Origin of the sequence: Streptomyces lycii (genome assembly GCF_009735685.1) — a bacterium.
Taxonomy (GTDB): Bacteria; Actinomycetota; Actinomycetes; order Streptomycetales; family Streptomycetaceae; genus Streptomyces; species Streptomyces lycii.
Genome location: NZ_WHPN01000255.1, coordinates 1 through 14,533 on the forward strand (window position 1 = coordinate 1; position 14,533 = coordinate 14,533).

A 14,533-nucleotide genomic window follows, 5' to 3' on the forward strand; every position below is an offset into this window, starting at 1 on the left:
CGGGCGTTCGCCGCCGCCAGCGCGGCGGCGAGGGTGGCCCGGACGGACCGGGCCCGCTCGTCCCGCCCGGTGACCGGGGTGACCAGCACATCGATGACGCCGCCGCAGGTCAGCCCGACCGCGAAGGCGTCCTCGTCGGAGTAGCCGAAGCTCTCGGTGCGGCTCTCACCGCTCTTCAGCGCCTCCTCGCAGAGGGTGTAGACCGCTCCTTCGACGCAACCGCCGGAGACCGATCCGATCGCCGTGCCCTCGGCATCGACCGCGAGCGCCGCGCCCGGCCGCCGGGGCGCGCTGCCGGTGGTCCGCACGACGGTGGCGACGGCGAAGTCGCGCCGCTCCTCGCACCATCGGTGCAGCTCCTCGGCCAGGTCCAGCATTGGTGGTCACATCCCTTGCGCGTACGTGGCGGCCCCGGCGCCCCATTGTCCGCCATCCCTTCCGGCCACGACGGACCCCTTCCGCGGCGGGTCCCGTGCCACAAGGGGTCCCGTGCCATGAGGGGCCCCGTCCGGCAGCGGGTCCCGTCCGGCGGCGGGTCCCGCTCCGTGACGAAATCCTGTCCCGTGACGGGTCCCGCTCCGTGACGGGCCCGGTTCCGTGTCGGCTCCCGTCCATGAGGGACCGGCTCCGTGGCGGGGTCCCGTCCCGCGAGGGCGGGTCGGCCCCCGCGGCGTCGGCGGCTCAGCAGCCGGTGATGTGCTCCGGGCGCACCGGCACCCGCCGCAGCGGCAGTCCGGTCGCCGCGCGGATCGCCGCGACGACGGCCGGCGTGGACGACAGGGTGGGCGCCTCGCCGACGCCGCGCAGACCGTACGGGGCGTGGTCGTCGGCGAGTTCGAGCACGTCGACCGGCATGGCCGGGGTGTCGAGGACGGTGGGGATCAGATAGTCGGTGAAGGACGGATTGCGCACCAGCCCGTCCGGGGACACGACGATCTCCTCCATGACCGCGAGCCCGAGTCCCTGGGTGGAACCGCCGTGGATCTGGCCGACCACGGAAAGCGGGTTGATCGCCCTGCCGACGTCCTGGGCGGCAGCCAGCTCGACCACCTTGACCAGGCCCAGCTCGGTGTCGACCTCGACGACCGCGCGGTGCGCGCAGAAGGAGTACTGCACGTGCCCGAAGCCCTGCCCGGTCTGCGGGTGGAACGGCTGGGTGGGCCGGTGCCGGAACTCCAGCTCGATGTCCACCGCCTCGTCGCCGAGCACCTCGGCCAGCCCGGCGAGGACTTCGCCGTCCGCCGTGACGATCTTCCCGCCCTCCAGCCGCGGCCCGCCCCCGCCTGCACCGTCCGGCGTACCGCCCGCACCGCCCGGGGCGCCCCCCGCACCGTCCCCGGCCGCCGACCAGGCCGGGTGCCGGTCGCCGAACCGCTCACGGCCGCGGCGCAGCACCTCCGCCGCCACGGCCCGGCAGGTGTTCCGTACCGCTCCGCCGGTCATGTACGTCTGCCGGGACGCCGAGGTGGAACCGGCCGAGCCGACACGGGTGTCCGCCGGGTCGATGACGACCCGGGTGACGCCCAGCTCGGTCCGGGCGATCTGGGCGTGCACGGTGACACCGCCCTGGCCGACCTCCGCCATGGCGGTGTGCACGACGGCCACCGGCTCCCCGTTCACCGCCTCCAGCCGGACCCGGGCGGTGGAGTAGTCGTCGAAGCCCTCGGAGAAACCGACGTTCTTGATGCCGACGGCGTAGCCGACCCCGCGGACGACGCCCTCGCCGTGCGTGGTGTTCGACAGCCCGCCGGGCAGCGCCCGCACGTCGGCCCGCTCCCCGGCGGTCACCCACTGTTCGGCGGGCGGCATCGGCATGTCCCGGACCCGGCGCAGCAGTTCGGCGACGGGCGCCGGTGAGTCGACCCGCTGGCCGGTGGGCATAAGGCTGCCCTGCGACATGGCGTTGCGCTGCCGGAAGTCGACCGGGTCCAGGCCGAGTTCCCGGGCGAGCTTGTCCATCTGGGCCTCGTACGCGAAGCAGGCCTGGACGGCGCCGAAGCCGCGCATCGCGCCGCAGGGCGGGTTGTTGGTGTAGAGCGCGAGTGCCTCGATGTCGACGTGCCCGATCTCGTACGGGCCCGCCCCGAGGGAGGCGGCGTTGCCGACGACGGCCGGGGAGGAGGAGGCGTAGGCGCCGCCGTCGAGGACGATGCGCGCGGTGACATGGGTGAGCTTGCCGTCGCTCGTCGCGCCGTGCTCGTAGGAGAGCTTGGCGGGGTGGCGGTGGACGTGCCCGAAGAAGGACTCGTACCGGTTGTAGACGATCTTGACCGGGCGTCCGGTGTGCAGCGCCAGCAGACAGGCGTGGGCCTGCATGGACAAGTCCTCGCGGGCGCCGAACGCGCCGCCGACACCGGACAGGGTGAGCCGCACCTTCTCCTCGGGGAGGCCGAGGACGGGGGCGAGCTGCCTGCGGTCGACGTGCAGCCACTGGGTGGCGATGTAGAGGTCGATCCCGCCGTCCTCGGCGGGCACGGCGAGACCCGATTCGGGGCCGAGGAACGCCTGGTCCTGCATGCCGACCTCGTACTCGCCGCGGACCACCACGTCGGCGCGGGCGCGGGCGGCCGCCACGTCGCCGCGCCGGACCGGCTGGCGGTGCACGATGTTGGGGTGCGGGGTGCCGTCGCCGCGGCCGGGGTGGAGCAGCGGGGCGCCGGGGGCGGTCGCGGAGGCCTCGTCGGTGACGACGGGCAGCACGGCGTAGTCGACCCGGATGCGCTCCGCGGCGCGCCGCGCGGTCTCGGGATGGTCGGCGGCGACAATCGCGACCGGTTCGCCGTGGAAGCGGACGACGTCCTCGGCGAGGACGGGCTGGTCGGCACGCTCCAGTCCGTAGTGGGTCCCGGCGGGAAGGTCGTCGTGCGTCAGCACGGCGTACACGCCGGGCACGGCGAGGGCCGCGGAGACGTCCAGGGAGCGGATCTCGGCGTGCGCGTGCGGGCTGCGGAGCGTGTGGCCCCACAGCATGTCCTCGTGCCAGAGGTCGGAGGAGTACGCGAACTCGCCGGTCACCTTGAGCGTGCCGTCGGGCCGGAGCGTGGACTCGCCGATGCCACCGGTCCCGGTGCCGGTGCGGCCCTCCTGGGTGAGGGCGGTGGGGATGCGGGTCGCGCCCATGTCAGGCACCGTCCTTTCCGGCAGGTCCGGCAGGTCCGGCGGGTCCGGCAGGTCCGGTCGCGCCGGCGGACTGCGGGCCGCCGCGGGCCGCGGCGAGGCGTACGGCGTCGAGGATCTTCTCGTAGCCCGTGCAGCGGCAGAGGTTCCCGGAGAGCGCCTCGCGGATGTCGGCGTCGGTCGGTTCCGGATTCTGCTCCAGCAGCGCGTCGGCGGCGACGAGCAGCCCGGGCGTGCAGAACCCGCACTGCACGGCCCCGGCGTCGACGAACGCCTGCTGCACGGGCGCGAGCTGCGAGGACGCGGCGGCGACGGGCTGCCGGCCGTCCGGACCGCCGGTGCCGCCGGTGCCACCCGCCCGGCCCGTGTCACCTGCCGGGCCGGTGTCCGAGCCGGTGCCCGCCTCCGAGCCGGTGTCCGAGCCGGTGTCCGAGCCGCCCGGACCGCTGGCCGAGCCGGTGTCCGAGCCGCCCGAGCCGCTGCCCGGGCCGGTTTCACCCGTACGGCCCGCCGTGCGCCGCCGGGCGTGTTCCGCGAGCCCTTCCACGGTGACCACGTCGCGGCCCTCCGCCTGGCCGGCGGCGACCAGGCAGGAGCACACCGGCACGCCGTCGAGGCGGACCGTGCAGGAACCGCATTCGCCCTGTTCGCAGGCGTTCTTCGAGCCGGGCAGGCCGAGCCGCTCGCGCAGTACGTAGAGCAGGCTCTCGCCCTCCCAGACGTCGTCCGCCCGCAGCGGACGGCCGTTGACGGTGACGTTCAGGCGCACGGTGTGCCTCCTTCGGCGCTGCGGCGGGTCGTCCCCCGGTAGTCCTCCCAGGCCCAGCCCAGGGTGCGGCGGGCCATGACGGTGACGGCGTGGCGCCGGTAGTCCGCGCTGCCCCGTACGTCGTCGATCGGGTTACAGGCCCCCGCGGCCAGCTCGGCGAACCGGCGGGCCGCTGCGGGCGGCAGGACCGCGCCGCTCTCCCACAGGCCGTCCTCCTCCAGCACCCCGGCCAGGAAGTCCTCCGCCGCGCGGGCCCGGACGGGGGTCGGCGCGGCCGAGCCGATGCCGGTCCGCACGGTGCGGGTGTCCGGGTGCAGGGCCAGGCCGAAGGCGCACACGGCGATCACCATGGCGTTGCGGGTGCCGACCTTGGAGAACTGCTGCGGCCCGGCGGCCTTCTTGATGTGCACCCGTTTGATCAGCTCGTCCGGCTCCAGCGCGTTCCGCTTCACCCCGGTGTAGAAGGCGTCCACGGGAATCAGCCGGCTGCCGCGCACCGACTCGGCCTCCACCTCGGCGCCCGCGGCCAGCAGAGCCGGGTGCGCGTCACCGGCCGGGGAGGCCGTGCCGAGGTTGCCGCCGACACCGCCCCGGTTGCGGATCTGCGGGGACGCCACGGTGTGCGCGGCGAGGGCCAGCCCGGGCAGCTCGGCCCGCAGCCGCTCCATGATCCGGGTGTACGGGACGGAGGCGCCCAGCAGGACCGTGTCCCCGTCGGTCCCCCACTCCCCGAGTTCACCGATCCGGGTGAGGTCGAGCAGCCGTTCCGGCCGCCGGTGCCCGAAGTTGATCTCGACCATGAGGTCGGTGCCACCGGCGATGGGCACGGCGTCGGGATGCTCGGCCTTGGCCGCGAGCGCCTCCTCCCAGCCGGCGGGGCGAAGGAAGTCCATCGGTGGCTCTCTTTCGCTGTGGGTGCTGCGGGACGGGTGGTACGGGACCGGGTGCTGCGGGACAGGTGGTGCCGGTGCGCGGGGGCTGTCCGCACGGTGAAGCGGGCGGCCCGCGCCTGAAGGGGGCCCGGTGCCGGAGTGGTGCCGGGGGCGCGGTGCCGCGGTGCCGCCCTTCCTTCAGTACACCGAGCCTTCAGTACACCGAGTCGTTCCCCGGTGGGTGCAGTCACGGAAACCATGAAGCGGTTGGCTGGCCGGCGGGCCGGTCTTGTAGATTCGAACGAAAGGCGGGGAACCGAAACCTCGCGGTATCGCACCGGCGGCATCCGGCCCGCGACCACCGGTGCCGTGCGGCGGCACCGGGGCACCGAACCGGTGCCACCCGAACAGCGACGGACGAGGATCGGCGGGCGACATGCGGCTGCGCGCACTGCTGGAGAACGGCAGCCTGGGGTTGCGGCTGCTGAGCGGCGAGGACGAACTCGACCGCACCGTGCGCGGGGTGATGACCACCGACCTGCGCGACCCGAGCCGCTATCTCTCCGGCGGCGAGCTGGTGCTGAGCGGGCTGGCATGGCGGCGGGAGCCCGCGGACTCCGAGCGGTTCGTACGGATCCTCGTCCGGGCGGGCGTCACCGGGCTGGCGGCGGGCGAGGCCGAGCTGGGGGCCGTGCCGGAGGACCTGGTGGCGGCCTGCGGGCGGCACCGGCTGCCGCTGTTCGCGGTCAGCGAGGACGTCGCGTTCGCCGCCATCACCGAGCATGTCGTACGCCAGGTGTCCGGCGAGCGGGCCGGGGACCTGGCCGCGGTCGTCGAGCGGCACCGGCGGCTGATGACGGCCGGCCCGGCCGGGGGCGGCCCGGACGCCGTGCTGGACCTCCTCGGCAGCGACCTCGACCTGCGCGCCTGGGTGCTCTCCTCCACCGGCCGGCTCGTCGCGGGCCCCGGGGCGGCCGGCCACGACGGCAGCTCCGGCCGCACCGGTACGGACCCGGGCGGCGCTCCGTCCCCCGAGCTGTGCTCGGCCCTGGCGGGCGAGCACCTGGCGGCTGAGCGCGCCGGCCGGCGCGGCCCGCACCGCTTCGCCGCAGCGGGCCGGGTGCACACCCTCTTCCCGGTGCGCGACACCACCGCCCCGGGCTCCGGCGAGACGGACGGGGCGCCGGGCGCGCGCGGCTCGCTGCTGTCCGGCTGGCTGCTCGCCGTCGAGGCCGACACGGCGGACTGGCCCGCCGAGCGGCTGGACCTGCTGCACGGTGTCACCCAGCTGATCGCGGTCGAGCGCGAGCGGCGCCGGGCGGCGCGTGCCGTACGGCGCCGGCTGGCCCAGGAGGTGCTGGAACTCGTCCAGTCGGGCGCGCCGCCCTCCGAGGTCGCGGCCCGGCTCCGGATGGCCGCCCCCGTGCTGCTGCCGGGCACCGGCGGCGCGCCGCACTGGCAGATCGTGGTCGCCAGTACGGAGTGGTCCCCCGACCGCGCGGCCGACCGGAGCGGTGCGCCGTCCGCCGGCCGCGGCGAGGCCGGGCCGCCGTCCGCGGCTCCGCGGGCCGACGGCCGGACCGCGCAGGCCCTGCTGGAGGAGATCCTCACCGACCCCCGCGTCACGGGAGGCCCGGTCGGGGCGGACGGTGCGGAGCGGGTCGCCGTCGCGCACACCGGTGACGAGGCGGTCGCGCTGGTGCCGCTGACGGCCGGGCCCGTACCGGCCCCCACGCCCTTCGCCGCCCGCGAGGTTCCGGCTTTCGCCGCGGACACCGGTCCGGTCCCCGCCCGGCCCGGCGACGGCGCGGAGGCGAGCGGCGCGGGTGCGGGAGCGTCCGGCGCGGGTGCGGGCACGGCCCGGGCCGGTGCGGCGGGCACGGCGGGCGGGTCCGGCGCCGGGGACGCCCCGGACTCCGGACACGCCGCGGAAGCCGGAGAACGTGCGGACAGCCCGGCCGGCGCGGAACCCGGCGGCGCGGACCACGGCGTCCGGGCCGAACGCCTGCTCGACGTCGTCCGGGAGCCCCTGACGAGGGGCCTCGACGGCGGCGGGAGGTTCACGCTCGGCGTCAGCGCCGTCGTCCACTCCCCCGAGGCGCTGCGCGGCGCGCTGGAGGAGGCCCGGCACGCCCGCCGTGTCGCCGCCGCCCGGCCCGGCCGGGTGACTGCCGCCGGGCACCACGAACTCGCCTCGCACGTACTGCTGCTGCCCTTCGTCCCGGACGACGTGCGGCGCGCGTTCACCGCCCGGCTGCTCGAACCGCTGCGCGACTACGACGCCCGGCACCGCGCCGAACTCGTCCCGACGCTGGAGGCGTTCCTCGACAGCGACGGCTCCTGGACCCGCTGTGCGGCCCGGCTGCACCTGCACGTCAACACCCTGCGCTACCGGATGGGCCGGATCGAACAGCTGACGGGGCGTGATCTCGCCCGTCTGGAGGACAAGCTCGACTTCTTCCTTGCCCTCCGCATGAGCTGAACGGTCCCGGCCCGCGACCCCCTCGTCCGGCGGCCGCGTCCGACGGCCCGGTCCGCTCCGTACACCAAGATTGTGAAAACATTCACGGATCCTCTTGGCCGACGGCCATGATTCATGCTGAGATTCGCCCACTGCTTCCGGCTCGACGGCGCGCATGGGGAGGGAATGTGGCGGATACCGCCATGTCACGTTCTGAATCGTCTCGTTCGGTATTGCCGGGGCCCGGCCCGGACCGGCAGGACGATCCGGTTCGGAGGGCGGTCTGGCGGCTGCGGTCCCGCGGCTGCTGGGAGGACGCCGCCGCCCTGCTCGCCCCAGCCGCCGTCACCGAGCCGTCGGCGGCGCTGGCGCGCACCGCGGTGCTGGTCGAGCGGTGCGTGTTCACCGCCTCGGGCTGGGAGGACGCGGAGGACGCCCTGCGCTCCGCGGAGGCCTTGGTCACGGACGACGAGGAGCGTGGCGCCGCGGCCTGCGAACGCGGTCATCTCGCCTACGCCTCCACCCTTTTCCGGGTACGGGACCGGGTGGACGAGGCCCGCTCCGCGCTCGGCCGCTCCGCCGCGCTGCTGCCGCCCGGCTCCCCGAACCGGGCCCTGCTCGACTTCCGGCGCGGGCTCGTCGCCCAGCACCTCGCCCATGACGCGCAGGGCGCGCAGGCGGCGTTCACCCGTGCGCACGCGGGGGCGACCGCGAACGGCGACCAGCTGCTGCTCTCCTTCACCTGGCGGCACCTCGCCTCCATGGCGGAGCAGGAGGGCAACCCGGCAGAGGCCCGGCACGGGTTCGCCGAGTCGCTGCGGCTCCGCGAGGAACTCGGCTATCTGATCGGGATCGCCCCGGCGCTCTCGGCCCTGGCGGACGTCGAACCGGAACCGGACGCCTCACGGCTCCGCGCCGAGGCGGGCCGGCTGGTGCGCCTGCTGGGCGGTGTCCCGTCCTGGCTGGCCGACAAACTGCACCCGGCCGCCGCCCCCGCCCCGCACATCCCGGCGCCCACGGACCTCACCTGACCGTCCGGCGACAGGTCTCCGCAGCGCCGCCCCTCTCGCGGGACGAGCCCTCCCGCGACGGGGCGGCGCTGCGGACCTGCCCCGGCGCGGGCCGTCACCGCGTCGGCCTGTCGGCGAGGGCCGGTCCCCGCGGGCGGCCCGCCCCAGCGGCGGCCCGTTCTCGCTTCTGTCCGGCCCGGCTTCGGTCCGGCCCGGCTTCGGTCCGGTCGCATTTCTGTCCGGCCCCGCTTCGACCCGCCCCGCTTCGGAGTCCCCGCGTCGGTCCGCCGTCGTCCGAATCCGTCCGGCGGACCGCAGCAGCGTCGCCGCTTCGGTCGGCGTCCGAGACCGTCCGGCGGCTGCACCCCTCCGGCATCCGCCTCCGACCGGCATCCGCGCCCGACCGGCGTCTGCACCTGTCCGGCGTCTGCGGCCTTCCGGGAGCCGAGCCGGCCCGTACGGCACCGATGCCCGTACGGCACTGAACCCGTACGGCACCGACGCCCCTACGGCACCGGACCCGGTCGGCATCCGAACCCGTACGGCACCGGAGTCCGGCCCGCGTCCGAACCCGTACAGCCTCCGAGCCCGTACGGCCTCCGAAGACGTACGGCCCCCGAGGGCGGGAGCTGCCGAAGAACGTGTCGCGCCCCGGTGACGCCGCGCGGCCGCGGTCACCCGCGTCAGCGGCCGCCGCCTCCCGACAGGTGCCGGCGTGCCAGGCGTTCGACCGCCGCGGTGTCCCGCGCGGCCAGCGCGTCCAGCAGTTGGTTGTGCTCGGCGGCCTCCGCGAGCAGGTCCCTGGTCCGCCCGCCCGCCGGGATCTCGCCCGCCCCGCCCCCGCACGGCCCCTGCATCCGCCGGTGCAGCGCGTCCCCCACCAGCGCCAGCTGCCGGTTGCCGGACAGCGTCAGCAGCGCCTGGTGGAACGCCCGGTCCGCCTCGGCGTAACCCGCCCGGTCGCCCCGGGCCGCCGCCGCGACCGTGGCCGCGGCGTACGGGCGCAGCTCGTCCCACTGCTCGGGCTGCCCGCCCTGCGCCAGCCGGAGCAGCACGGGGATCTCCAGCAGCGCCCTGACCTCGGCCAGTTCGGCGAGGTCGCGCGCGCTGCGCCGGGCGACCCGGAAGCCCCGGTTCGGCACCGTCTCGACGGCACCCTCGGACGCCAGTTGCTGCATCGCCTCCCGTACGGGCGTCGGGGACACCCCGAAGCGCTCGGCGAGCGCGGGCGCGGAATAGACCTCGCCGGGCGCCAGCTCGCCGTCCGCCAGCGCGGTCCGCAGCGCGTCGAGGATCTGGGCCCGTACGGAGTGGCGGCGCGGCATCCGGCGGGGCGCCGCCGGGCCGGGCCCGTCGTACGGTCCCGGCTCGGGATGCGGCCGCCCGGCGGGGAAGGACTCGGCGGCCGGGACACCCTGCCGGGGCACGCCGGGCCAGGGCCGCGCCCCGTCCGGCCCGGCCTCCCCCGTGTGCCCGGTCACGGGCCCGGCCGTGGAGCCGGTGCCGCTCCGGGCCCCCTCGGTGGGAAGTCCCGCGGCGGTGAGCCCGGCAGCGCGAAGTCCGGCAGTGGGAAGCCCGGCGGCGGAGGGCCCGCCGGGGGAAAGCCCGGCGGTGGAAGCACGGGCGGAGCCCTCTCCCGTGACGGTCCCGGCGGAGGGCCCGGCGGAGATCCCGGGCCCGGGCAGCGCCGGGTCCCGCTCCGCGCTCCTCGCCTGCCGCGTCCGGTCCATAGTCCGTTCCTCCTGTTTCGTCCTGCTGCACGATAGGCGGACGGGGTCGCCGTGCAAACACCGGAGGGACGGGGTAAGGTAAGGCTTACCTGCAAATGATCGCGCGAATCGGTGGTCCCTGCATGTCCCTGGCACCGGCCGCCCCGGCCCCTGCGCTCTCCCCGCTCGCCGGGGCGTACAACCGCCTGACCAGTGTGTTCCCCAGCCTCCAGATCCTGGAGGAGGCCCCCCGCTCCGGCGGTGGCTGGGTGACCGCGAGCGAGCTGGCGGCCGGCGGTCCCGCGCTGGAGGAATTCATCTCCTGGGACGACGCCCAGGTCCTGCGGGACTACGGGCAGCGGGCCCGCCCCGACGTCGTCGCCAGCTTCGCGCTGCACCGCTACGCCTGGCCGGCCTGCCTGCTGATCACCCTCCCCTGGTTCCTGCTGCGCCGGGTGCCCCGGATGCCGGTGGAGGCCGTCTCGTTCCAGCGCACCCTCGGCCGGATGACGGCACTGCCCGGCGACTTCGCCTGCCTCCCCGACGACCCGGCCGCCGGTCTGCCCGAAGCGCGCGTCGTCCCGGACGAGGAGGCCCTGCGGGGCGAGGTGCGGGACGCCGTCGCCGAACACCTCGGGCCGGTGCTGGACGGCTTCCGGCCGAAGATGCGCCGCGGGCCGCGCGCGATGTGGGGCATGGCGACCGACGAGATCGTCGAGAGCCTCTGGTACGTCGGCCATCTCCTCGGCGAGGAGAAGCGGGCCGTGACCGAGCTGGAGGCGCTGCTTCCGGGGACCACGAAGCCGTACGTCGGCGGCCCCTCGTTCCGGGAGCTGACCGGGCCGAAGGGCGAGCCGCTGCCGACCCGCGACCGGGCCAGCTGCTGCCTCTTCTACACGCTGCGCCCCGAGGACACCTGCGTGACCTGCCCCCGGACCTGCGACGCGGAGCGCGTCGAACGGCTCGCGAACGCCTGACCGTCCCGGCCCCGCCCACACCTCTTCGGCAGACCGCGCCCGATCCCGGTCCGGACTCGGCCCGAACACAACTCGACCGTTCCGCGATCAAGTTCGACTCCTCAAGCACCTATTCGCGTGCACCTCGCGTCCATTGCGGCCCTCTTGCCGCGAAACCTCCTGGCGCCACAGGCCGTTCGGCCAAGATGTCGCGGGCAGGACGGCCCGCGGAACGGCACGGGCTCGACGGAAGCGAGTCGAGGGACAACCGGATGAGACTGACGGACATAGCGCTGAACTGGGTGCTGCCGGGTGCGGTACTGCTCGCCGGCATCGCGGTGGCGGCGGTGGTCCACGCCCGCGGCCGGAAGGACCGGTCCGGGGACGAGGGCGGACTCGGCGATTCCTGGGAGCGGATGGAGGAGCGCCGCCGGCGCAAGGAAGCCGTCTACGGCACCGCTTCGTACGTGCTGCTGTTCTGCTGCGCCGCGGTCGCCGCCGCGCTCTCCTTCCACGGTCTGGTCGGTTTCGGACGCCAGAACCTCAATCTCTCCGGCGGCTGGGAGTATCTGGTCCCGTTCGGGCTCGACGGCGCGGCGATGTTCTGCTCGGTCCTGGCGGTGCGCGAGGCCAGCCACGGTGACGCGGCCCTCGGCTCCCGGCTGCTCGTCTGGACGTTCGCGGGGGCGGCCGCCTGGTTCAACTGGGTGCACGCCCCGCGCGGGCTCGAACACGCGGGCGCCCCGCAGTTCTTCGCCGGGATGTCCCTGTCGGCCGCGGTGCTCTTCGACCGGGCGCTCAAGCAGACCCGCCGGGCGGCGCTGCGCGAGCAGGGGCTGGTGCCGCGCCCGCTGCCGCAGATCCGTATCGTCCGGTGGCTGCGGGCGCCCCGCGAGACCTTCGGCGCCTGGTCGCTGATGCTGCTGGAGGGCGTACGGACGCTGGACGAGGCCGTCGAGGAGGTCCGCGAGGACCGGCGGGAGAAGCTCCGGGCGCGGCAGACCCGGCGGGACGAGGAAAAGCGCGAGCGGGCCCGGATCAAGGCCTTCAACCGGCAGCACAGCATTCTGCGCCGCTCCCGCGGCGGCCGTCAGGTCCAGCTGCCGGGGCTGCCGCAGGGTTCGGCGGCCGGGCAGGCCGGCGCGGAGTCGGCCATAGCGGAGCAACGGCCGGCTGCGGCACTCCCGCCCTCCCCCGCGGAACCGGCGGGCACGGCCCCGGGTGAGACCGCCGGGCCGGTGCTCCAGGCCGTACCCCCGGGCCGGGGAACGGACCGGGGCCGCCGGGAGGCGGCGCCGCGCACCGTCGACCTCACCGCCGAGGACGACACCCTGACGGTCCCGCGGCTGGACTCGCTGGAACGCAAGCTCAAGGAGATGGAGCAGCAGTTCGGCTGACCGGTCAGCCGCTCGTGACACTGCCCGTGACACCGTCCGTGACACCGTCCGTGACACCGTCCGTGACACGGCCAGTGACGGCGACGGTGACGGACCGGTGACGGTGACGGGCCGGTGACGGTGACGGGCCGGTGACACGGTGCTGCCGGCGGCACCGGCGGGCGTCCGCCGGCCGGGCAAGTCGATGCCCGGCACCGCCGGGAGTACGGTGCCGGGCATTCAGGGGAGGACGTGCGGGCGGTGGACACCGCGGCGCAACCGTCACTGCACACTGCCTTCCCGGGCGAATGTCATTCGATATCCCCGTGGGCCGGGTACCACTCGAACGGCGCAGCCCCGACCCACCGCCCACGCACACCGCGCACCCGCCGTGCGCGGTGTGCGTGGCGTATGCCGCCTGCGTGCCGAACACGGCCTGCGTGGTGTGCGCGGCCTGCATGGCGTACACGGCCCGCGTGCCGGACACGGTGTGCGCCGGTGGCGGATGCCGCGTCAGGGCCTCGGGATGTTCCGCAGGTTGGAGCGCGCCATCTGCACCATGCGGCCGACCCCGCCGTCCAGCACGATCTTGCTCGCGGAGGTGGCGAAGCCCGTCACCATCTCCGCGCTGATCTTCGGCGGCATCGACAGGGCGTTCGCGTCGGTCACCACGTCCACCAGCGCCGGCCCGTCGTGCTTGAACGCGTCCCGCAGCGCCCCGCGCAGTTGCTTGGGCTTCTCCACCCGCACGCCGTGTGCCCCGGCGGCGCGCGCGATCGCCGCGTAGTCGGTCTCGTTGTTCGCCGTCCCGTACGACGGCATGCCCGCGACCAGCATCTCCAGCTCGACCATGCTGAGCGAGGAGTTGTTGAAGACCACCACCTTCACCGGCAGGTCGTACTTCACCAGGGTGAGGAAGTCCCCCATCAGCATGGAGAAGCCGCCGTCGCCGGACATCGAGATCACCTGGCGGCCGCGGTCGGTGAACTGGGCACCGATCGCCTGCGGCAAGGCGTTGGCCATGGATCCATGGGTGAACGAGCCGATGATGCGGCGGCGGCCGTTCGGGGTGATGTAGCGGGCGGCCCACACGTTGTTCATGCCCGTGTCGACCGTGAAGACCGCGTCGTCCGTCGCCTCGTCGTCCAGCACCGAGGCGACGTACTCCGGATGGATTGGGATGTGCTTGTCGACCTTGCGGGTGTAGGCCTTGACCACGCCCTCCAGGGCGTCGGCGTGCTTCTTCAGCATCCGGTCGAGGAACTTGCGGTCGTTCTTGACGCGCACCTCGGGGATCAGGCAGCGCAGCGTCTCGCGGACGTCGCCCCAGACGGCGAGGTCCAGCTTGGAACGCCGGCCCAGATGCTCGGGCCGTACGTCCACCTGGACGATCTTCTTGTCGCTCGGCAGGAACGCCTGGTACGGGAAGTCGGTGCCGAGCAGGAGCAGCAGATCGCACTCGTTGGTGGCCTCGTACGCGGCGCCGTAGCCGAGCAGACCGCTCATGCCGACGTCGTACGGGTTGTCGAACTGGATCCACTCCTTGCCCCGCAGGGCGTGCCCCACGGGTGCCTTCACCCGCTCCGCGAACTGCATCACCTCCGCGTGCGCGCCGGACGCGCCGCTGCCGCAGAAGAGGGTGACCGTCCGGGCCTCGTCCACCATCCGGGCGAGCCGCTCGACCTCCTCGTCGCCCGGCCGCACCGTCGGCCGGCTGGTGACGATGGCGTGCTCGAACGCGCGCTCGGGCGCCGGTTCGGCGGCGATGTCGCCCGGCAGCGACACGACGCCGACACCGCCCCGGCCGACCGCGTGCTGCACGGCGGTCTGCACGACCCGCGGCATCTGCTTCGGCGTCGAGATCAGTTCGCTGTAGTGGCTGCACTCCTGGAACAGCCGGTCCGGATGCGTCTCCTGGAAGAAGCCCGAGCCGATCTCGGCGCTCGGGATCTGCGAGGCGAGGGCCAGCACGGGGGCCATCGAACGGTGCGCGTCGTACAGGCCGTTGATCAGGTGGACGTTGCCCGGGCCGCACGAACCGGCGCAGGCCCCGAGCCGCCCGGTGATCTGTGCCTCGGCTCCCGCGGCGAACGCCGCCGTCTCCTCGTGCCGTACGTGCACCCAATCGATGGCCGGGTTGCGCCGAACGGCGTCCACGACCGGGTTGAGGCTGTCACCGACGACCCCGTACAGCCGCTGCACCCCGGCGCGCACCAGGATGTCCACGAACTGCTCGGCCACGTTCTGCTTCGCCATCGCGCCT

General features: G+C 74.8%; 10 protein-coding genes. 4 read left to right on the forward strand and 6 right to left on the reverse strand.

The genetic code is table 11. From position 1 onward, the window contains the following. From GCU69_RS11135 to GCU69_RS11150, 4 genes are all read right to left on the reverse strand, one after another. A partial coding sequence (locus tag GCU69_RS11135) for an XdhC family protein (protein WP_170315825.1) occupies positions 1-377 on the reverse strand: 377 nt, incomplete at its 3' end. A 304-nt stretch (positions 378-681) separates the two neighbouring features. Continuing rightward, positions 682-3,120, reverse strand: a complete 2,439-nt coding sequence (gene pucD, locus GCU69_RS11140) for a xanthine dehydrogenase subunit D (protein ID WP_156205826.1) — start codon at positions 3,118-3,120, stop codon at positions 682-684. A gap of 1 nt (position 3,121) precedes the next feature. After that, positions 3,122-3,886: a (2Fe-2S)-binding protein gene (locus GCU69_RS11145; RefSeq protein WP_235978397.1), complete on the reverse strand. Its 765-nt coding sequence runs from the start codon at positions 3,884-3,886 to the stop codon at positions 3,122-3,124. Continuing rightward, entirely contained in the window at positions 3,877-4,779 is a 903-nt protein-coding gene (locus GCU69_RS11150) for an FAD binding domain-containing protein (protein WP_156205827.1), read from the reverse strand. The genes GCU69_RS11145 and GCU69_RS11150 overlap by 10 nt, the downstream gene beginning before the upstream one ends. A 415-nt stretch (positions 4,780-5,194) precedes the next feature. Here GCU69_RS11150 and GCU69_RS11155 point away from each other — a divergent pair, with 415 nt between their 5' ends. Both GCU69_RS11155 and GCU69_RS11160 read left to right on the forward strand, forming a co-directional pair. Then, positions 5,195-7,240 carry a PucR family transcriptional regulator ligand-binding domain-containing protein gene (locus GCU69_RS11155; RefSeq protein ID WP_156205828.1) on the forward strand — a complete coding sequence of 682 codons (2,046 nt, stop codon included), beginning with the start codon at positions 5,195-5,197 and terminating at the stop codon, positions 7,238-7,240. Positions 7,241-7,422: 182 nt separating this feature from the next. After that, positions 7,423-8,250, forward strand: a complete 828-nt coding sequence (locus GCU69_RS11160) for a hypothetical protein (protein ID WP_098754248.1) — start codon at positions 7,423-7,425, stop codon at positions 8,248-8,250. 662 nt (positions 8,251-8,912) lie between these two features. Here GCU69_RS11160 and GCU69_RS11165 read toward each other — a convergent pair. Continuing rightward, positions 8,913-9,710 carry a GntR family transcriptional regulator gene (locus GCU69_RS11165; protein ID WP_235978399.1) on the reverse strand — a complete coding sequence of 266 codons (798 nt, stop codon included), beginning with the start codon at positions 9,708-9,710 and terminating at the stop codon, positions 8,913-8,915. A gap of 371 nt (positions 9,711-10,081) precedes the next feature. On the opposite strand from GCU69_RS11165, the gene GCU69_RS11170 reads away from it, so the two are divergent. Further along, positions 10,082-10,915 carry a (2Fe-2S)-binding protein gene (locus GCU69_RS11170; protein WP_098754246.1) on the forward strand — a complete coding sequence of 278 codons (834 nt, stop codon included), beginning with the start codon at positions 10,082-10,084 and terminating at the stop codon, positions 10,913-10,915. A gap of 251 nt (positions 10,916-11,166) precedes the next feature. Further along, positions 11,167-12,291, forward strand: a complete 1,125-nt coding sequence (locus tag GCU69_RS11175; protein ID WP_098754245.1) for a DUF2637 domain-containing protein — start codon at positions 11,167-11,169, stop codon at positions 12,289-12,291. Positions 12,292-12,783: 492 nt separating this feature from the next. On the opposite strand, the gene GCU69_RS11180 is transcribed toward GCU69_RS11175, so the two are convergent. Then, complete coding sequence (locus GCU69_RS11180) at positions 12,784-14,526, reverse strand: pyruvate dehydrogenase (protein WP_098754244.1); 1,743 nt, start codon at positions 14,524-14,526, stop codon at positions 12,784-12,786. Positions 14,527-14,533: the final 7 nt, after the last annotated feature.